The sequence below is a fragment of the Plantibacter sp. Leaf314 genome (assembly GCF_001423185.1).
Lineage (GTDB): Bacteria > Actinomycetota > Actinomycetes > Actinomycetales > Microbacteriaceae > Plantibacter.
The window spans coordinates 362,533-381,847 of sequence record NZ_LMOB01000001.1 but is presented as its reverse complement, the minus strand read 5'-3'; the positions used below and the strand labels follow the sequence as shown (position 1 = coordinate 381,847).

General features: G+C 69.7%; 18 protein-coding genes and 1 other RNA gene. 11 read left to right on the top strand and 8 right to left on the bottom strand.

Annotation, left to right across the window (positions count from 1 at the left end):
• Window positions 1-102 precede the first annotated feature (102 nt).
• The gene (locus ASF68_RS01780; RefSeq protein WP_157580142.1) at window positions 103-342 is read left to right on the top strand and encodes a hypothetical protein; all 240 of its coding nucleotides are present in this window, start codon (window positions 103-105) and stop codon (window positions 340-342) included.
• Window positions 343-388: 46 nt separating this feature from the next.
• Here the strand turns inward: ASF68_RS01780 and ASF68_RS18630 are convergent, their stop codons facing one another.
• The 3 genes from ASF68_RS18630 to ASF68_RS01770 all read right to left on the bottom strand — a co-directional run bounded on the left by ASF68_RS18630 (window position 389) and on the right by ASF68_RS01770 (window position 2,003).
• The gene (locus ASF68_RS18630; protein WP_157579782.1) at window positions 389-538 is read right to left on the bottom strand and encodes a hypothetical protein; all 150 of its coding nucleotides are present in this window, start codon (window positions 536-538) and stop codon (window positions 389-391) included.
• Window positions 539-620: 82 nt separating this feature from the next.
• A complete protein-coding gene (locus ASF68_RS01775; RefSeq protein ID WP_056006014.1) occupies window positions 621-1,040 on the bottom strand; it encodes an organic hydroperoxide resistance protein in 420 nt (139 codons plus the stop codon).
• Between the two features lie 63 nt (window positions 1,041-1,103).
• Window positions 1,104-2,003 carry a LysR family transcriptional regulator ArgP gene (locus ASF68_RS01770; RefSeq protein ID WP_200921007.1) on the bottom strand — a complete coding sequence of 300 codons (900 nt, stop codon included), beginning with the start codon at window positions 2,001-2,003 and terminating at the stop codon, window positions 1,104-1,106.
• A 68-nt stretch (window positions 2,004-2,071) separates the two neighbouring features.
• On the opposite strand from ASF68_RS01770, the gene ASF68_RS01765 reads away from it, so the two are divergent.
• From ASF68_RS01765 to rnpB, 4 genes are all read left to right on the top strand, one after another.
• A complete protein-coding gene (locus tag ASF68_RS01765; RefSeq protein ID WP_056006011.1) occupies window positions 2,072-2,689 on the top strand; it encodes a LysE/ArgO family amino acid transporter in 618 nt (205 codons plus the stop codon).
• Between the two features lie 50 nt (window positions 2,690-2,739).
• Complete coding sequence (locus ASF68_RS01760; protein WP_056006008.1) at window positions 2,740-3,579, top strand: Nif3-like dinuclear metal center hexameric protein; 840 nt, start codon at window positions 2,740-2,742, stop codon at window positions 3,577-3,579.
• Window positions 3,580-3,602: 23 nt separating this feature from the next.
• Complete coding sequence (locus ASF68_RS01755) at window positions 3,603-4,340, top strand: zinc ribbon domain-containing protein (protein WP_056006005.1); 738 nt, start codon at window positions 3,603-3,605, stop codon at window positions 4,338-4,340.
• A 72-nt stretch (window positions 4,341-4,412) separates the two neighbouring features.
• An RNA gene (gene rnpB / locus ASF68_RS13260) (RNase P RNA component class A) lies at window positions 4,413-4,779 on the top strand.
• 86 nt (window positions 4,780-4,865) lie between these two features.
• Here rnpB and ppgK read toward each other — a convergent pair.
• Both ppgK and map read right to left on the bottom strand, forming a co-directional pair.
• Window positions 4,866-5,642 (bottom strand): polyphosphate--glucose phosphotransferase, encoded by a 777-nt coding sequence (gene ppgK, locus ASF68_RS01750; protein ID WP_056006003.1) that lies wholly within the window; start codon window positions 5,640-5,642, stop codon window positions 4,866-4,868.
• Between the two features lie 10 nt (window positions 5,643-5,652).
• Window positions 5,653-6,555 (bottom strand): type I methionyl aminopeptidase, encoded by a 903-nt coding sequence (gene map / locus ASF68_RS01745; protein WP_056006000.1) that lies wholly within the window; start codon window positions 6,553-6,555, stop codon window positions 5,653-5,655.
• Between the two features lie 34 nt (window positions 6,556-6,589).
• Here map and ASF68_RS01740 point away from each other — a divergent pair, with 34 nt between their 5' ends.
• From ASF68_RS01740 to ASF68_RS01725, 4 genes are all read left to right on the top strand, one after another.
• Complete coding sequence (locus ASF68_RS01740) at window positions 6,590-6,775, top strand: hypothetical protein (RefSeq protein WP_056005997.1); 186 nt, start codon at window positions 6,590-6,592, stop codon at window positions 6,773-6,775.
• 139 nt (window positions 6,776-6,914) lie between these two features.
• Entirely contained in the window at window positions 6,915-8,828 is a 1,914-nt protein-coding gene (locus ASF68_RS01735; RefSeq protein WP_056005994.1) for a hypothetical protein, read from the top strand.
• 99 nt (window positions 8,829-8,927) lie between these two features.
• Window positions 8,928-10,283 (top strand): glutamine synthetase family protein, encoded by a 1,356-nt coding sequence (locus ASF68_RS01730; protein WP_056005992.1) that lies wholly within the window; start codon window positions 8,928-8,930, stop codon window positions 10,281-10,283.
• A gap of 21 nt (window positions 10,284-10,304) precedes the next feature.
• Entirely contained in the window at window positions 10,305-13,298 is a 2,994-nt protein-coding gene (locus tag ASF68_RS01725) for a bifunctional [glutamine synthetase] adenylyltransferase/[glutamine synthetase]-adenylyl-L-tyrosine phosphorylase (protein WP_056005989.1), read from the top strand.
• A gap of 75 nt (window positions 13,299-13,373) precedes the next feature.
• On the opposite strand, the gene glnA is transcribed toward ASF68_RS01725, so the two are convergent.
• On the bottom strand, window positions 13,374-14,798 hold the full coding sequence (glnA, locus tag ASF68_RS01720) for a type I glutamate--ammonia ligase (RefSeq protein ID WP_056005986.1): 1,425 nt from the start codon (window positions 14,796-14,798) through the stop codon (window positions 13,374-13,376).
• A 139-nt stretch (window positions 14,799-14,937) separates the two neighbouring features.
• Between glnA and ASF68_RS01715 the strand changes: the two genes are divergently transcribed.
• On the top strand, window positions 14,938-15,369 hold the full coding sequence (locus ASF68_RS01715; RefSeq protein ID WP_056005983.1) for an RDD family protein: 432 nt from the start codon (window positions 14,938-14,940) through the stop codon (window positions 15,367-15,369).
• A 92-nt stretch (window positions 15,370-15,461) separates the two neighbouring features.
• Here ASF68_RS01715 and ASF68_RS01710 read toward each other — a convergent pair whose 3' ends face one another.
• On the bottom strand, window positions 15,462-16,166 hold the full coding sequence (locus ASF68_RS01710; protein ID WP_056005980.1) for a DUF4191 domain-containing protein: 705 nt from the start codon (window positions 16,164-16,166) through the stop codon (window positions 15,462-15,464).
• A 131-nt stretch (window positions 16,167-16,297) separates the two neighbouring features.
• On the opposite strand from ASF68_RS01710, the gene ASF68_RS01705 reads away from it, so the two are divergent.
• Window positions 16,298-17,824: a protein kinase domain-containing protein gene (locus ASF68_RS01705; protein WP_056005977.1), complete on the top strand. Its 1,527-nt coding sequence runs from the start codon at window positions 16,298-16,300 to the stop codon at window positions 17,822-17,824.
• A gap of 30 nt (window positions 17,825-17,854) precedes the next feature.
• Here ASF68_RS01705 and ASF68_RS01700 read toward each other — a convergent pair whose 3' ends face one another.
• Window positions 17,855-19,264 carry a 2-oxo acid dehydrogenase subunit E2 gene (locus ASF68_RS01700; protein WP_056005974.1) on the bottom strand — a complete coding sequence of 470 codons (1,410 nt, stop codon included), beginning with the start codon at window positions 19,262-19,264 and terminating at the stop codon, window positions 17,855-17,857.
• Window positions 19,265-19,315 lie beyond the last annotated feature (51 nt).

Genomic DNA, 19,315 nt, shown 5'->3' with positions numbered 1-19,315 from the left:
CCCAGGTGCGGACGAGCGTCAGCTCAGAGGATGACTCCGCAGCCGCGATGATCGTCTCATCGTCCGATGCCGACCATGGTGGTCGCGACGGACACTGGATCCATGACCACGCACCTGGACACCAGCCCGATCACCTTCACGATGTCCACGCCGCGCATCGCCCGCGCCGAACGAGTGGCCGTGGCGCGTCCGGTGGACCGACCTCGAGGTCGCGTCGCCGCCTTCGTGGGCGTGCTGCTCGGGAACATGGTGCTCTGGAGCACCCTGTTCCTCACCATCGGCCTCGTGCTCGTCATGCAGCTCGGTATCGTCGGCGTGATCGCCGCGGCCATGGTGCGCTGACGATCGACGGCGGGGTGTCCCACCGGAGCGGCGAGGAGACGGCGATTCAGTCCGCAGTGGCGCTGTCGTCGGCAGCTGTCGGTTCCGGTGCCTCGTCTTCCAAGAGCTCGTCCTCCACCGCGTCATCGGGGAGACCCGGCAGCATCGCCGCCGCGCCCTCGTCGCGAATGCCTTCGACTGCTCCGAAATCCGACACGGTGTGTTCCTCTCGATCGTCGTGCCCGCCAGCCTAGCCAGCGGGCACGACGATCGACAGGGCTTGCGTGGGCGGTGCGACGTCAGTCGACGATGGAGACGGTGACCTCGATGTTGCCGCGCGTGGCGTTCGAGTACGGGCACACCTGGTGCGCCTGGTCGGCCAGCTGCTGTGCCTCGTCGTGGGAGACGTTGGGCACGTAGACGTCGAGTTCGACCGCGAGGCCGAATCCGCCCTCGCCGTTCGATCCGATGCCCACGCTGGCGGAGACCGCCGCGTCGGTGGTGTCGAGCTTGGAGCTCCGTGCGACGGAGTGCAGGGCACTCAGGAAGCACGCGGCGTAGCCGGCGGCGAAGAGCTGTTCGGGGTTGGTGCCCTCGCCACTCCCACCGAGTTCCTTGGGGGGCCGGGTGTCGAAGTCGAGGAGGTCGTCCTCACTGCGGACGTGTCCGTCTCGTCCGCCTCCGGTGGCATGGGCAACTGCTGTGTACGCGATATCCATTGCTCCATCCTCGCACCGTCGCGCCCGGCTCGTGCACCTTGCTCGCGAGCTCTCGGCTGGCGTTCAGAGGAGTGCGTCGCGAGCGCCGGCGATGACCGCCGACGCGACGGTCTGGAGGAGCGGCGAGTCCAGTCGCCACTGCTGCCAGTACAGCGGCACGTCGAGCACGCCGTCGTCGTCGAGGGCCACGAGGTCGCCCGCCGCGGCCGGTGCCGCCCCTTGCGCATCGGGGAGCATGCCCCAGCCGAGGCCGAGGAGGACGGCGGTCGCGAAGTCCGCCGACGCCGGGACATGGTGTCGGGGCGGGCCGGCCGGGTCGACACCGCGACGACGGAGATAGGCGTCCTGGAGATCGTCCTTCCGGTCGAACACGACCACCGGAGCATCGGCCAGGGCGGCTGCCGTCACCCCGTCGGCGAACCATCGTGCTGCGAAGTGCGGCGACGCCACGGGTCGGTACCGCATCCGGCCGAGCGATTGGACGGTGCAGCCTTGGACCGCTTCCGAACTCGAGGTGACCGCCGCCATCGCGGTCCCGTCTCGCAGGAGGGCCGTGGAGTGGTCCTGGTCCTCGCGGGAGAGGTCGAAGGCGACCGGTTCCGTGGCGGCCAGCTCGGCCAGCACCGGGAGGAGCCAGGTGGCGAGCGAGTCGGCGTTGACGACGATCGGGATGGCTGAGGGAGCGGCGCCGCCGGACGCCCCGTCCGGGTGCAGCTCCCTCGAGGCGTCGCGCTCGAGGAGTCGCACCGCTCGCGCGAGGCGGAGGATGGTCTCGCCGGATGCGGTGGTCGTGATGGGTCGCGTCCGGAGGAGCAGGACCCGGCCGACGTGCTGCTCGAGCGCCTTGATCCGCAGACTGATGGCCGACGGGGTCACCGAGAGCTCGCGGGCCGCCGCGTCGAACGAGCCTCGGTCGACGGCGGCGAGGAAGGCACGGAGCTGATCGAACTGGAGGTCCATCATCAGAGTTTCTCATGGTCCATGAGAAACATGAACTGGTCTCATGTTCCTTGGTGGCTTACCGTCGCCTCATGACCTCCGCCATCCAGGACATCCTCGCCGGTTTCGGGCTGGGCCTCTCGCTGATCGTCGCCATCGGTGCGCAGAACGCGTTCGTGCTCCGCCAGGGCATCCGCCGCGAGCACGTCCTCCCGGTCGTCCTCGTCTGCGCCCTGTCGGACGCGGTCCTGATCGTGGCCGGCGTCAGCGGGATCGGGTTCGTGATCGAGCGTTTCCCCCTCGTGCTCGACATCCTCCGTTGGGCCGGTGCCGCCTTCCTCGTCGCGTACGGGCTGCTCGCCGCCCGCCGGGCCATCTCACCGAGTGGTCTCACGGCCGACGGGCCGGGGACGAAGACCTCGCTCCGGGCGGCCGTGCTCACGGTGGTTGGCCTCACCTGGCTCAACCCCCACGTGTACCTCGACACGGTGCTCCTGCTCGGGTCGATCGCGAACACGCACGGCGAACCGGGCCGGTGGTGGTTCGCGGCCGGCGCCGCGCTGGGGAGCGTGGTGTGGTTCACGGCCCTCGGCTTCGGCGCCCGTCTCCTGAAGGGCCTCTTCGCGAAGCCGGTCGCCTGGCGGGTGCTCGACGCCGCGATCGCCGTGGTGATGGTGACCCTCGCCGTCCTGCTCATCGTGCGGCACTGACCGTCGGTGCCCGCCACCGGCTGATCGTCCATCGTCGGTAGGCTTGCCGGGTGACGAGAACACTCCGTGAGGTCAATGCCGTCGTCGAGCGGCTGTGGCCGCTGTCCGGAGCGTCGGACTGGGATGCGCCCGGCCTCGTGGTCGGCGACCCGGATCAGCCGGTCGCGCGGGTCCTGCTGGCGGTCGACGCCGTGGGTGCCACGGTCGACGAGCTGCTCCAGGAGCCCGGCGGGCTCCTGCTCGTGCACCATCCGCTGCTCATGCGTGGCGTCACGACGGTGGCGGGCGACCGCTACAAGGGCGCGCTCATCACACGGCTCATCCGCGGTGATGCGGCCCTCATCGCCGCCCACACGAATGCGGACGTGGTGGTCGATGGTACCTCCGACGTGCTCGCGCACCGCCTCGGCCTCGTGGACGCCGTCCCGATCGTCCCAGCGCCCGACGGGGTGACCGGCCTCGGCCGCGTGGGCGACCTGGCCGAACCGACCACCCTCGGGCGGATCGCCCGGCTCCTCGCCGAGGTGCTTCCCGCGACGGCGACCGGCGTGCGCGTGGCGGGCAACGTCGACCAGCCGGTCCGGCGGATCGCGGTCTGCGGGGGAGCGGGCGACTCGCTGCTCTCCCACGACACCGTCCGAGGAGCCGACCTGTACGTCACCGCGGATCTGCGCCACCACCCGGCGTCCGAGGCCAGGGAGCAGGCGATCCTCGCCGGCGGGCCCGCGCTCATCGACGTCTCGCATTGGGCGAGCGAGTCGCTCTGGCTGGAGGTCGCGGCCGTCGCGCTGCGCCGGGAGCTCCCGGAGCTCGACATCCGGGTCAGCGGACAGCGCACCGACCCGTGGGATTTCGTCGTCACCCAGGAGGCGACGCGGCCGGTAGGGTGATGAGTCGAGAGTTTGGAACAGACGTGAAAGCCAGCCCAGCAGACCAGAAGACGTTGCTCACCCTGCAGAGCATCGACACCGGCGTGCGGCGCACCGCCCACCGTGCGTCGAACCTCCCCGACGTCGCCCGGATCGCCCAGCTGCAGGCCGAGATCGAGACCGTCCGGCTCCGTCGGCTGGAGCGTGTCGGGGTGCGCGACGACGCGCAGACCGAGCTCGGACGCATCGAGTCCGACGTCGCCGTCGTCGCGGCCCGCCTGAAGCGCGACGCCGACCGCCTCCAGTCGTCGACCTCCGTCAAGGACGTCGAGGCCCTGCAGAGCGAGATCGCCTCCTTGCAGAACCGGCAGAACAACCTCGAAGAGATCCAGCTGAACGTCATGGAACGGGTCGAGACGGCCGATGAAGCCGTCGCCCAGGTCGACGCCGAGCGCGCCGGACTCCAGGAGCTCCTCGACGAGGTCGTCGCCAAGCGCGACGCGCAGCTCGTCGAACTCGAAGCGGAACGGGCGCGCCTCACCGCCGACCGCGAGTCGCTCGCCCCCGGCATCCCCGCCGATCTCCTCGCGCTCTACGACCAGCGTCGTGCCCGCGGCGGCATCGGCGCGGCCCTCTTCCGCGCCGGCACCTGCGGCGCCTGCAAGATGTCCCTCACCGGGAACGACCTGCAGGCCGTCCGTGCCGCGCCGTCCGAGGACGTCGTGCAGTGCCCGGAGTGCGCCGCGATCGTCGTACGGACCGACGAGTCCGGCCTCATCTGACCCGTCGGGTCGGGCCGAGCAGCACGCCGGTCCATCGTGCCGACCGTGGGCCGGTAGACTCGTCTCCGTGAACGGGCCGGCTAGACGGTCGCGTCACCGCGGCCTCCGGGTCACGGTGCCGAGGAACGTCCGGGCTCCACAGAGCAGGGCGGTGGGTAACACCCACCCGGGGTGACCCGCGAGACAGTGCCACAGAGAACAGACCGCCGTGGGCGACCACGGTCAGGGTGAAACGGTGGGGTAAGAGCCCACCAGCGACCGGGGTGACCCGGCCGGCTCGGTAAACCTCGTCCGGAGCAAGGTCAACAGGGAACGCTGAGGCTGCTCGCCAAGTTCCCGGGTAGACCGCTAGAGGGCGGCGGCAACGTCGTCCCGAGAGAGATGGCCGTCCAAACGCGAGAGCGTGGGACAGAACCCGGCGTACCGGTCGACCCGTTCACACCCCCCCTGGCACGGCCACGGTTCCGTCGTGCTACGACGACTCGCCCACGCTGCGACGACATCGCCGCAGCGCGACCGCCGCGCTCAGGCGATGCGTTCCGCGGGGCCGGCGGCGAGTGAGGCCGCGCCGAGGATGCCCGCGTTGTTGCGGTGCACGGCCGGGATGATGGGGGTGTCGAGCTTGAGCAGCGGCAGGAAGTGGTCGGCGTGCTTGGACACCCCGCCACCGACGACGAACTGGTCGGGCGAGAAGTAGAACTCGAGGCGCTCGTAGTACTTCTGCAGGCGCTTGGCCCACTTCTCCCAGCTGAGGTCCTCGCGCTCCTTGACGGCGTAGGAGGCACGGGTCTCCGCATCCTTGCCGTCGATCTCCAGGTGGCCGAGTTCCGCATTGGGGATCAGCGTGCGGTTGTAGATGAGCGCCGTGCCGATACCGGTGCCGAGCGTGGTCAGGATCGTGAGTCCGGACGCGCCTTTCGCCGCTCCGAACTCGGTCTCCGCGTATCCGGCGGCGTCCGCGTCGTTCACGAAGGTGATCTCCCGGCCGAGCCCCTGCTCGAACAGCTCCTCGGCCTCGAGACCGATCCAGGCGTCGGAGACGTTCGCGGCGGACATCGTCCGCCCGTTGCGCACGATCGCCGGGAAGCACACGCCGAGCGGCAGCCCGTCGGAGGCGGGTGAGAGCTGCTCGAGCACCTCGCGGACGGTCACGACGATGTCCTTCGGCTCCCCGCCCTTCGGGGTCGGGATCTTCACCCGATCGGTGAGGAGCGCACCCGTCGTGAGATCGACGACCGCGCCCTTGATGCCGGTCCCTCCGATATCGATGCCGACGGCGGACCGGGGAGCTGCATTCGTCATGTCGTCCAGCCTAGAGCGCTCGGGGCGCTGGAGTGGTGTCGATCCCGCTCGGGAGCGTGAGGACCTCGGCACCACGTTCGGTCACGACGAGGGTGTGTTCGAACTGGGCCGTGAGGGACCGGTCGCGCGTCGTGACCGTCCAATCGTCGTCCCACTGCTCCCACTCCTGCGCGCCGATGGTGAGCATCGGTTCGATCGTGAAGACCATACCGACCTCCATGACGGTGTCGTACTGCGGCGCCGCGTCGTAGTGGGGCACGATGAGCCCCGAGTGGAACGACCTGCCGACCCCGTGGCCGGTGAAGTCGCGCACGACGCCGTAGCCGAACCGCTTGGCGTAGGACTCGATCGCCCGCCCGATCACGTTGATCTGGCGACCGGGTGCGACCGCTTTGATCCCGCGGTTGAGCGCCTCCCTCGTGCGCTCCACGAGGAGGCGCGTCTCCTCGGCGGCGTCGCCGACGAGGAAGGTGACGTTGCTGTCACCGTGGACGCCGTCGAGGTAGGCCGTGATGTCGATGTTGATCAGGTCGCCGTCACGCAGCGCGGTGTCGTCCGGGATGCCGTGGCAGATCACCTCGTTCACGGAGCTGCAGATGGACTTCGGGTACCCGCGGTAGCCGAGTGTCGACGGGTACGCGCCCGCGCCGACGACGAAGGCGTGTCCGATGGCGTCCAGTTCGTCGGTCGTGACCCCGGGGCGGACCGCCGCTCCGACCGCCTGGATCGCGTCGGCTGCGATGGTCCCGGCGACGCGGATCCGCTCGATCTCCTCGGGCGTGTAGAGGTCGCCGCGGTCGTCAGGGGCCGGAGCCGCGCGACCGACGTACTCCGGTCTGGCGATCACCGCCGGCACCGTTCGCGGACGGCCGACGAGGCCGGGGATCAGGTGACCTGCGGAGTCGAAAGGCATAGGATCGAGCCTAACCGAGCAGGGGAGCAGCGCCGTGGCCAAAGAACCGTCCGAGCAGTACTGGTACAACACGAAGACCGGTCAGGTCGAGTTCGGATTCGAGTCGAGCGTCGTCGACCGCGTCGGCCCCTTCGAGACGGCCGCGGAGGCCTCGCACGCACTCGAGCGTCTGCGCGCGAACAGCGCGAAGTGGGACGCCGAGGAAGCCGCCGACGACTGAGCCCCCGGCTCGCATCGCGAGCTGCGTGCGGGTCTTCCCTCTTCCGGAGCTGCGGTGTGTTCCGCCAGGATGGGCCGAGCGATGAAGCTCGAGCGGGGGGAACATGCACAGGATCGACCGTCCGCGGACGCTACGTGGTGTGCCCTGGAAGGTGGCCGCGGTCCTCGTGGCAGCCGTCGTCGTCCTGCTGCCGGCCATCCCTGCGGTCGCCGTGCCGACGGCTCGCGCCGAGGTCCGCGCAGCCGAGTGCGTGGTCGAGGTGCCGGGCGGTTCCCGCTGCGGTGAGCTGAGCGTCCCGATCTCGCGTGAGGTGCCCGATTCGGCCCAGGCGATGCTCCCGTACGTGCTGGTACCCGCCACCCTCGACACCGGCCGGGTGCCCCTCGTCTACCTCGCCGGAGACACGCCGCTCTCCGAACTCGACGTCGCCGCGCTGACGGTCGAGCGTGGACTGGCGGCCGACCGAGACGTGGTCCTCGTCGAACGGCGGGGCGGAGCGGATGCGGCCCCGACGCTGGCATGCGATCCGGCGGCCGAGGCGTTCCGGTCGGCGCTCGGTACCGAGGGGAGCCGCGAGGAACGGGTCACCGCCGTCGCAGCCGCCTTCACGAGCTGCGCGGAGGGCTGGCAGGAGGACGGCTTCTCGGCGGGCGACTTCGGGGTGCAGGCTGCGGCTGCGGACCTGCGGGACCTCCGGCAGGAACTCGGCTATGCCCGCTGGACGGTGCTCGCGGTCGGCTCCTCGGCCGGTGTCGCGCTCACCGCGACGGGCATCGACCCGGAGGGTGTCGACGGGGTCGTCCTCGACGGACCCGATCTGGGCGCGCCGGGGATCGTGTCCTCCGGAGGGGTCGAAGCGGCGCTCTCCGTGATCCGCGCGCGGGGCGACGATCGCGCACCGACTCCGTCGAGCCCCGACGAGACCGAGACGAGCGATGCGGGACCGGCGACCGCCTCGGCTCCGATCCTCGACACCTCCTGGTCGGCTGAGCGGCTGACGGCGGCGAGCGAGGCGCTCACGGCCAGCCCGCACCGCACGACCGGCGCTCGGCCGACGACGATCGGTGGCGACGCGCTGCTCACGCTCGTCTCGCACGCCCTGACCGACCCGACGACCCAGGCGGCGCTGCCCGTCCTGCTGGAGACCGTGGCGGAGGGGCACCGTGCCGCGCTCGACCCGCTGGCCGCGGCGGCGGTCGACGACCTCTCACGGGGCGGCGTGCTCGGGCGCGTGCTCGGGTGCTCGACGGCCGCCTGGCCTGGAGCTGCCGAACGGACCGATCCCGGGACCCCGACGACGACCCTCCTCGAGGACGTCGCCGCGGCGGCCTGCACCACGTTCGGCGTGGCGGCGAGCCCCGCGCCATCACCGCTCGACCGCCCGCTCCTCGTCGTCAGTGCGCCCGAACAGGACGCCGCCTGGGCGTCCCCGCCGAGCACCTGGTCGGCCTCCGCCATCGCCGCGGTCTTCCCCGGCTCCGGCGCGATCCCCACGGCGGAAAGCTCCTGTGCGTCGGTTGCGGTCCGCTCCTGGCTGAGTGAACCGTCGAGCTACCGAGCGGCACTGTGTGCCGGTGACGACGCCGCGATCCCCGTCATCGACGCAGCAGCCGTATCCCCGAGCGCCAGGTGGGTGACGGACACGACCGGTGGCGGCGGACCGTGGCTCGTCCTGGCGCTCCCGATGCTGTTCGCCCTGGTCGCGATCGGATGGTCCATCGCCTGGGCCTACCGACTGATCGCCCAGGCACTCCGGCGCGAACCGGTGCAGGACGGTCTCCGCCTGGGGATCGCGCCGGTGTTCGGCGCGAGTTGGGCCGTGGGCGCGGTGGCTCTGCTCTTGCGGGACGGCCTGACGAACCCGGCGGTCGGCGTGATCGGCGTCCCCGCGGCCCTGCCATGGCTGTCGATCGCGCTCCTCGTCAGTTGCCTCGGCCTCGTACCGGTCTGGGAGGGGGCGCACCGCGGTTCACGGGTCCGGATCGCGGCGATCTCCACGCTCTGGGCGGCGACCGCGCTGTGGACGGCGGTCTACGTGCTCGCCTGGTGGTGACGGACCTGTCGAACGCCTCCGCCTGGCGTGCTGATGAGCACGAAGACGGACGGAGCCAGTAGCCTAGACACGGGCCGCCGGCCGAAGGAAGAGGGGCAGATGGATAAGCAGCGCGACTTCGTTCTCCGCACGATCGAGGAGCGGGGCGTCAAGTTCGTCCGGCTGTGGTTCACCGACGTCGTCGGCACCCTCAAGTCCGTCGCGATCGCTCCGGCCGAGGTCGAAGGCGCCTTCTCCGAGGGCCTCGGTTTCGACGGCTCCGCGATCGAGGGGCTCAGCCGTTCCTACGAGTCGGACCTGCTGGCGCACCCGGACCCGACGACGTTCCAGATCCTCCCGTGGCGCGGCGAGATCGACCCGACCGCGCGCATGTTCTGCGACATCACGACGCCCGACGGCCAGCCGGCCGTGGCCGACCCGCGGAACGTCCTGAAGCGCACCCTGGCCAAGGCGGCCGACATGGGGTTCACCTTCTACACGCACCCCGAGATCGAGTTCTACCTCCTGAAGTCCTCGCAGTACGGCGTCGACGGCCCGGAGCCCGTGGACTCCGCCGGCTACTTCGACAACGTCCCCGGCGGGACCGCGCACGACTTCCGTCGTCGCTCCGTCCGGATGCTGGAAGACCTGGGCATCTCCGTCGAGTTCAGCCACCATGAGGCCGGGCCGGGTCAGAACGAGATCGACCTCCGGTACGCGGACGCCCTCACCACGGCGGACAACATCATGACCTTCCGCACCGTCGTGAAGGAGGTGGCGATCGAGCAGGGCGTCTACGCGACCTTCATGCCGAAGCCCCTCGTCCACCAGCCGGGGAGCGGCATGCACACGCACATGTCGCTGTTCGAAGGCGATTCCAACGCGTTCTACGAGGCCGGTGCGCAGTACCAGCTCTCGAAGACGGGCCGGCAGTTCATCGCCGGGCTCCTCACGCACGCTCCGGAGATCACCGCGGTCACCAACCAGTTCGTGAACTCCTACAAGCGACTGTGGGGTGGCGTCGGGCCGAACAAGCTCTCCGAGGCGCCGAGCTTCGTCTGCTGGGGTCACAACAACCGTTCGGCGCTCGTCCGGGTCCCGCTCTACAAGCCCAACAAGGGCCAGAGCGCCCGGGTCGAGTACCGTGCCATCGATTCGGCGGCGAACCCGTACCTCGCGTTCTCGCTCATGCTCGCGGCCGGCCTCAAGGGCATCGAGGAGGGCTACGAGCTCCCACCCGAGGCCGAGGACAACGTCTGGACCCTCTCCGACACGGAGCGGCGTGCCCTCGGGTACAACGCCCTGCCCGCCAGCCTCGATCGTGCCGTGAGCCTCATGGAGGGATCAGAACTCGTCGCGGAGACGCTCGGTGAGCAGGTCTTCAACTACGTCCTGCTGAACAAGCGTCAGGAGTGGCAGGAGTACCGCGCCCAGGTGACCCCGTTCGAATTGGCCAGCAACCTGGAGATGCTCTAACCGAGGGGGCCGGTGGCTCGTATGGTCCGGGAGAACATCTCGCTCAGCACCCTCGCGAGGCTCGGCTTCACCGGTCTCGGTGAGGCCCGGGATCGGTTGCAGGAACTCGCGGCGCTCGTCCCGGTCGACCCGGCGGTCATCACGCCGTCATTCGCCGTCGCGGCGGATCCGGACGCGGCGCTCGTCGGTGTGCTCATGATCGGCCGGAAGTCGCCCGACGAGCTCGCCGCGCTCCTCGCCGACCAGGCGTCGACCGAACGCTTGTTCCGGCTGTTGGGGGCATCGCAGGGGTTCATCGACTTCTTCCTGCGGCACCCCGACCAGTTGTCGGTCTTCGAGTTGCCGGTCACGAGGGTCCCGACCCTCGACGAAGCCCGCGACGAGCTGCTCGCGAGCGTCGGTGCCGTGGACGGCTTCGCCGAGGTCGTCGAGGAACCGGCCTGGGACGCGATCCGCGTCGTCTACCGGCGTCTGCTCGCGGAGGTCGCGCTCTTCGACCTCTGCGCACCCGATCCCATCGTCGTCCTCGACCGCGTCGCGAGCGCCCTCTCCGATCTCGCTGCCGGCGCCTTGGAGGCGTCGATCGCGGTCGCCAGGACGCAGACGAGCGGCTCACGCGGTCCCGGCGTCTATCCGCGCGAGGAGGTCGCGGCGACACGGTTCGCCATCATCGGTATGGGCAAGGCCGGCGCGCGAGAGCTGAACTACGTCTCGGACGTGGATGTCATCTTCGTCGGTGAGGGCTCGGGGGATGACGAGGGCGGCCTCGACAACGGTCGTGCCGTCGAGATCGCCACCCGACTCGCCGTCCTCACCATGCGGGGCCTCGGCCAGGCCGGTCTCGAGCCGAGCCTCTGGGAGGTCGACCCGAACCTGCGCCCGGAGGGAAAGGCGGGCGCCCTGGTGCGCACCCTCGAGTCACACCTGGTCTACTACGACCGGTGGGCGAAGAGCTGGGAGTTCCAGGCCCTCCTCAAGGCCAGGGCTCTCGCCGGCGATCAGGAGCTCGGGGCGCGCTACATCGAGGCGGTGCAGCCGAAGGTGTGGGGGAGTGCGTCACGTGAGGGCTTCGTCGAGTCCGTGCAGCGCATGCGCGAGCGCGTCACCGAGAACATCCCCGCGGAGGACGTCCACTATCAGTTGAAGCTCGGCCCGGGTGGCCTCCGCGACATCGAGTTCACCGTCCAGCTCCTGCAGCTGGTGCACGGCCAGCTCGACGACTCCGTGCACCAGCGCGGCACGCTCGCGGCGCTCGACGGCCTCGCCACGGCCGGATACATCGGTCGCGCCGAGGCGCAGGAGTTCGCGCACGACTACCGCCTGCTCCGCGTCCTCGAACACCGTCTCCAGCTGACGCGACTGCAACGCACCCATATGATGCCGCGCGACGAGCCGTCGCTCCGGTCGCTGGCACGGTCGAGCACGCTCGCGACGACCGCCCAGGCACTCGTCTCCCGGTGGGAGACGACGAAGCACGGCGTCCGGCAACTGCACGAGCGGCTGTTCTACCGTCCGTTGCTCTCGGCGGTCGCCGCCCTGCCCGAGAGCGGACTGAGTCTGACCAGCGGGCAGGCTGAGGCCCGACTCGCGGCGATCGGCTTCGTCGACCCCCGCGGTGCGCTGGCCCACATCGGAGCGCTCACCGCCGGGGTGTCCCGTCGCGCGAACATCCAACGGCACCTCCTCCCCGTCATGCTGGGGTGGTTCGCGGACGGCGCCGACCCCGACTACGGCCTGCTCGCGTTCCGACGACTCAGCGAAGCGCTCGGCGAGTCGCACTGGTTCCTCCGGATGCTGCGCGACTCCTCGGGTGCGGCCGAGCGCCTCACCCGCGTGCTGTCCGGCTCGCGGTTCATCGGCGAGCTCATGGACCGGATCCCGGAGTCCGCTGCCTGGCTCGCCGGCGATGAGGACCTCCGCCCCCGGTCGTCGGCAGCGCTCGGCGAGGAGATCGCTGCGATCCTCCGACGACACGACTCTCCCGACTCCGCGGCCGCAGCCATCCGGGCGGTACGGCGCCGCGAGGTCCTGCGCCTCGCGATGTCCTCCACGGTCGGCATGCTCGACGTCCAGGGGCTGGCCGCAGGTCTCACCGACGTCTCGACGGCCACGCTCGCCGGACTCCTCGGTGCCGTCCGCCGCATCGGCGGGCTCGGAGCCGACATCGAGTTCGCCATCATCGCCATGGGTCGGTACGGCGGAGCCGAGCTGGGCCTCGGCTCGGACCTGGACGTCCTCTACGTGTTCCGGGCGCTTCCGGACGTCGAGCCACAGCTCGCGCAACGGCAGGCGGCTGCGATCGCCGCCGAGCTCAACCGGCTGAGCGAGGACGCACGACTTCCGCTCGACCTCGACCTCGACCTGCGCCCGGAGGGCAAGAACGGGCCACTCGTGCGGTCCCTCGACTCCTACCGGAACTACTACGCGCGCTGGTCGCTCACCTGGGAGGCGCAGGCGCTCCTGCGGGCTGCCGGCGTCGTCGGCGACCCCGACCTGATCGCCGCCTTCACCGAGGTGGCGGACACCGTCCGCTACCCGGCGGAGATCAGCGAGCAGTCCGTCCGTGAGGTGAAGCGGATCAAGGCGCGGGTCGAGAACGAACGACTGCCGCAGGGCGCCGATCCGACCCGACACCTCAAACTCGGACGCGGATCACTGAGCGACGTCGAGTGGTTCGTGCAGCTGCTGCAGCTCGAGCGTGGTGCGGATGTGCCTGCGCTCCGGACGACGTCGACGCTGCGGGCGCTCGACGCGGCGGTGGAGGCGGACTTCGTCGATCGGGAGTCCGCCGACCGTCTGCGCGACGCGTGGATCCTGGCGTCGCGGATCCGCTCGGCCATGACCCTGTGGTTGAACAAGACCCAGGACGTGCTGCCCAGCGACCGACTGCAGCTCGAGGGCGTCGCACGGCTGTTGGAGTACCCGACCGGATCGGCGAGCCTCCTGGAACAGGACTACCTCGCCGCCACCCGTCGGGCCCGCACCGTCTTCGAGCACGGGTTCTACGGGCTCTGAGCCCGGCTCACCGATCACGCGGAACCGCCCCGCCATCCGGAGGGATGACGGGGCGGTTCGTGGTGCTGAAGGGACTCAGACGCCGTAGTACAGCTCGAACTCGAACGGGTGCGGGCGCTGGGCCAGCGGCTTGATCTCGTTCTCGCGCTTGTACTGGATCCAGGTCTCGATGAGCTCCGGCGTGAAGACGTTGCCGGCGAGGAGGAACTCGTGGTCCGCCTCGAGTGCCTCGAGTGCGGCACCGAGCGATGCGGGCACCTGCGGGATGTTCTTGGCCTCCTCGGGGGGAAGCTCGTAGAGGTCCTTGTCGACGGGCTCGTGCGGCTCGATACGGTTCTTGATGCCGTCGAGGCCCGCCATCAGCTGCGCGGCGAACGCCAGGTACGGGTTGCCGGAGGCGTCGGGCGCGCGGAACTCGATGCGCTTGGCCTTCGGGTTCGTGCCCGTGATCGGGATACGGATCGACGCTGAGCGGTTGCCGGCCGAGTAGACCAGGTTGACCGGAGCTTCGAAGCCGGGGACGAGGCGGTGGTAGGAGTTCACCGTCGGGTTCGTGAAGGCGAGGACCGCGGGGGCGTGCTTCAGCAGACCACCGATGTACCAGCGGGCGAGGTCGGAGAGACCGCCGTAGCCGTTCTCGTCGTAGAAGAGCGGCTTGCCGTCGCTCCAGAGCGACTGGTGCGTGTGCATGCCCGAACCGTTGTCGCCGAAGAGCGGCTTCGGCATGAAGGTCGCGGTCTTGCCCCACAGCTCAGCCGTGTTCTTGACGATGTACTTGAACTTCAGGATGTCGTCCGCCGCGGCGACCATGGTGTCGAAGCGGTAGTTGATCTCGGCCTGGCCGCCGGTGCCCACCTCGTGGTGAGCGCGCTCGAGGATGAGGCCGGCGTCGATCAGCTTGAGGCTGATGTCGTCGCGGAGGTCGGCCTGCTTGTCGACGGGGCTGACGGGGAAGTAGCCACCCTTGTACGGCGTCTTGTTACCGAGGTTGCCGCCCTCTTCGGCGCGACCGGTGTTCCAAGCTCCCTCTTCGGAGTCCACCGAGTAGAAGCTCGAGTGCTGGTTCACCTCGTAGCGGACGTCGTCGAAGATGTAGAACTCTGCTTCGGGGGCGAAGAAGGCGGTGTCGGCGATGCCGGTCGAGGCGAGGTACTTCTCAGCCTTCTTGGCGACCTGACGCGGGTCCTTCGAGTAGATCTCGCCGTTGCGGGGGTTGTAGATGTCGAACACCATGATGAGCGTGCGCTCGGCACGGAAGGCGTCGATGTAGGCGGTGGAGACATCCGGGATCAGCTGCATGTCGGACTCGTGGATGTTGGCGAAGCCACGGATGGACGAGCCATCGAAGAGCTGGCCGACGGTGAAGAACTCCTCGTCGACGGTGCTGGCCGGGATGTTGAAGTGCTGCTGCACGCCGGGAAGGTCCGTGAAGCGGATGTCGAGGAACTTGACATCGGTGTCCTTGATGAACTTGAGCACTTCGGAAGAATCACTGAACATGTGAATGGCTCCAAATGGGGTTGGTACAGGGAGGCTGCACAGCGCAGCCACCTGTGAGACTACGGGGAGGGGGTTACCCCGCCATGACACCCATGTTTCGTGGATGTTACGAGAATCCCCGCCCGAATAGAATGGCACAGTGCCCCAGACCCCGCAGAATCCACGGACCTTCGGTGAGCTTCCTCCCAGTGCCTTCCCTGGCGAACGGCTCGGACTTCCCGAGAGCGGCGTCCGTTCGGTCGCGCGGGTCGGTCGGCGTATCACCGCCCTCGTGATCGACTGGACTCTCGCCGTCGTGCTCTCCGTCGCCTTCTTCGCCTACGACGCCACGGCGACGCTCGTCATCTTCGCGATCATGCAGCTCGTGTTCATCCCGACGATCGGTGGCAGCATCGGTCACCGCCTATGCGGCATGCGGTTGATGCCACTGACCGGCGGTTGGGTCGGGCTGTGGCGTCCGGTGGTCCGGACGGTGCTCCTGTGCGTCGTCGTGCCGGCGCTCGTCTGGGACTCGGACCAGCGCGGCTTCCACGACAAGGTCGCCGGCACGGTGCTCCTCCGCGTGCGCTGAATCCGCGCTGACGATCGGAACGCGACAACGGCCGCCCTCCGGAGAGGGCGGCCGTTGCGGTTGCGCGGGAGACGTTGCGCGACGTCAGGTGATCAGCGTGCGCGCTGCGGGCGGACCCGCATCGGGTCGACGCCCTTCGGGATCGGGAGCTGGGTGCCGAACGACGACAGGCGGTTGCTCACGGCGAGCACCTCTGGGTTGGTCAAGGACTTCTTGACCTTCCGGAGGGCACCGGAGAGCTGACGGAGCTGCACGGAGTCGGCGTCGGGGCCGACGTGGAAGACCGTGATGGGGACGTTCGGGAGGATACGGGTGACCTTGCGCTTCTCGTCCTCGAGCAGGCGTGAGGTGCGCGAACGTGGTCCCTCGGCGATGAGGGCGACGCCCCCGCGACCGACGGCGCGGTAGATCGCGTCCTGGGTCTTGGGGTTCACGGCGACGGGCATCTCGCTGGTCTGCCACGAGCGCGGAGCCGCACGGAGGACCTGTCCGACAGCGCCGGGCCGACCCTCGATCTGCGTGTAGACGACCTTGTCCGCGCGACGCGTGAGGATGAACAGCGCAGCCAGGATACCCGCGAGCACGCCCGCGATAATCCACATGACGAGCGCGAAGATGTTTCCGGCGGAGAACAGCAGCGCCACGGCGATGCCGATGAGGACCGGCAGGATGAACCCACCGAGCATCAACCACTGCGCCGCCTTGTCGTGGCGACGGGTGAGCTGGAACACCTGCCAGAGCTGCTTGATCCGCCCTGGTTCCTTCTGCGCCGCCGGGGGCGCGTCCTTCTGAGCCATGCTCCCAGGATAGCCGGTGCCGGAGGGTCGTGATGCTGAGATGTGCTCCACAGGAGCGCCCCGCCGGTTCCTTGTCCACAACGATGTGAGCGGAGGGACGCACCGGACCCTCGACGTCACAGGATCGGGATATGGAAACGACGATCGATCCGTCCGATGCAGCAGTCACCGTGGCAGGCCGTCGCCTCGTCAGGCGCCTGGGTACCGGCCAGGAGTGGACGGCCTACTCGACGGTCCCGGTCGAGGTCCAGCCCGGCGGACGCGGCGGAGGAGTCCTTGCGCCGACCGTCGCCGACGCCGTCCTGCTCCGCGCCAGGGCGGACGCCGCTGAACGGAGCCTCTGGCGGCGGGCGGCCATCCTGTCGCGTCTCGATCATCCGCACATCGTGAGACTCATCGACGTCGCAGAGGACCCAGGTGGCCTTCCGTGCCTGCTGGTCGAGCGGCTCGCCGGTGGCACGCTGGGGGAGTTGTTACGACGCCGCGAGTCGATCGCTCCTGGCGAAGCCGTCACCATCCTGGCGCCGCTCGTCGACGCCGTCCGAGCGGCGCATCTCGCGGGCATCAGTCACGGTGGCATCGCGGCCACGGCGGTGTCCTTCGCCGCCGACGGTCGACCGGTCCTCGCCGGTTGGTCCCAGGCCGTCGCCGTCGACCGTCCCGGTCTCAGCGGCGGCACCGGCCAACCCGACCCGGCGTTCGTCGAGGATTGGTCGGCGTTCTCCAGACTCATGGACGGAGTGCTGCGATCGACGCCGTCCGCCGATCAGCCCGAGACTGAGCCGTGGGTCGCGGAAGTCGCGCCCGGACTCGCCGACCATGAGATCGCCAACCGCCTGCAGCAGCGGATCCATGCCCTCGCACGACCCCTGCCTGTCCTCCTGGACCGCATCGATCCTCCGACGGGTACCGCAGCCGACGAGATCCGCGCTGCCGTCGAACACGACCGGGCGATGCGGTCGACCGCGCCGCCGACGAGACGTGCTGTCGCCGAGGCGAGGCGCCGCACGCCCCTGACCACGAGGCTGCGTCAGTGCATCGACGTTCGTGGGGGTCGCCGCTCCCGTGAGGCGAGCGCCGACCGCCCTGCGGTGCGGCGGAGCGGCCCACCGCGCCGGCGCCTGATCCTCGGGGGAGCGGGCATGGCGGTGGTACTGGCGTCGACCGCGATGGTGCTCCTGCCGCCGGAGGCGCCGAGCACCGCAGACGCCGGATCGAGCGGGCAGCGGCCCTCGACGTCGCAGCCCCCGTCCTCCGTTCCTGCGCCCGTCCCCTCCGTGCAGCCCGATGCCGCCGCATCCGCCGAGGCCGGCGAGGGCGATGAGGCCGTCGAGGGCGATGATCCGCTCGCAGCCGCCCGCGCACTCGTGCTCAGACGCGACCAGTGTCGTTCGAGTTCGGATGCAACGTGCCTCTGGGAGGCTGTCGAACCGGGATCGCCGTTCGGCGACGAGGAGCAGGTGGGCGACGGGATCGGATCGATCGAGGCGGCGACGCTGGAGCTCGTCGACCGCCAGGGCGACGCGGCGGTCCTCCGTGGCACCGGCGAAGGAGTGGCCACGGACGACGGTGCGACGAAACGACGCCAGCCCGTCACGCTCCTCGTGGTGAGGGGCGAGACGGGCTGGCGTCTGCGGGAGGTCTTCACCGCCGGATGAGGCGGAGATCCCCGGGTGGTCGTGCTGCGATCAGATCCCGAGCGAGCCGCGGAAGTCGCCTGCTTCGAGGCGGTTCTTCACCTGGACGAGGAAGCGTGCAGCGTCCGCGCCGTCGATGATCCGGTGGTCGTAGCTCAGGGCGAGGTAGACCGTCGAGCGGATGGCGATGGCGTCAGCCCCGTCGACCGTCACGACGACCGGCTTCTTGGTCACGATGCCGGTTCCGAGGATCGCCGACTGCGGCAGGAACACGATCGGGGTGTCGAACAGCGCACCCCGCGAGCCGGTGTTGGTCAGCGTGAACGTCCCGCCGGAGAGCTCGTCGGGCTGCAGCTTGTTGTCGCGCGTCCGCTGAGCGAGGTCGGCGATCTCCGCGCCGAGCTCCGCGATCGACTTGGAGCCGGAGTCGCGGATGACCGGGGTGAGGAGACCACGCTCGGTGTCGACCGCGATCGCGAGGTTCTCGGTCTCCGGGTAGACGATCTGATCGCCGTCGACCGTGGCGTTGATGATCGGGTACGTCTGGAGCGCCTCGCTGGCTGCGAGGGCGAAGAACGGCAGGAAGGAGAGCTTGTTGCCGGTCTTGGCCAGGAACTCGTCCTTGACGGCCGTGCGCAGGGCGGCGACCTTCGTGACGTCGACCTCGACCACGCTCGTGAGCTGGGCGGTGCCCTGCATCGAAGCGACGGCGCGCTCGGCGACGACCTTGCGGAGACGCGACATGGCCTTGCTCGTGCCGCGGAGTTCCGAGACCTGGACGGCGGGTGCCGCTGCGGTCTCGGTGTCGGTCGTGCTGCCGGCACGCTGTGCCTGGAGGACGTCCTCCTTGCGGATGCGTCCACCGACACCGGTGCCGGTGACGGTGTTGAGGTCGACCCCGTGCTGGTTCGCCAGGCGGCGGACGAGCGGCGTGACATAGCCGGAGTTGACGACACCGGAAGGCTGCTCGGAAGCAGCAGGTGCCGGAGCAGCGGCCGGAGCCGGAGCAGCAGGCGCGGGAGCCGGAGCAGCAGGCGCGGGAGCCGGAGCAGCGGCCGGTGCCGGAGCAGCAGCCGGAGCCGGAGCAGCAGCCGGAGCCGGAGCAGCGGCGGGAGCCGGAGCAGGCTCGGCTGCCGGGGCCGGCTCGGGCTCGGCGGCAGGGGCGGGTGCTTCAGCTGCCGGCTCCGCCGCGGGGGCGGGCTCTTCGGCTGCGGCAGCGCCCGAACCATCACCGATGGTCACGAGGGCGGTACCGACCTCGACGGTCTCGTCTTCCTGGACGAGGATCGCTTCGATGACACCCGCGACGGGCGAAGGGATCTCGGTGTCGACCTTGTCGGTCGAAACTTCGAGCAACGGCTCGTCGACCTCCACGGTGTCGCCGACATTCTTCAGCCAGCGGGTGACCGTACCCTCGGTGACACTCTCGCCGAGTGCCGGGAGGCTGACGGATTCGCTCATGACCTTGTCTCCTTTGAAACCTGTTGTGTGTGCTTTAGCTTATTGGGGTGT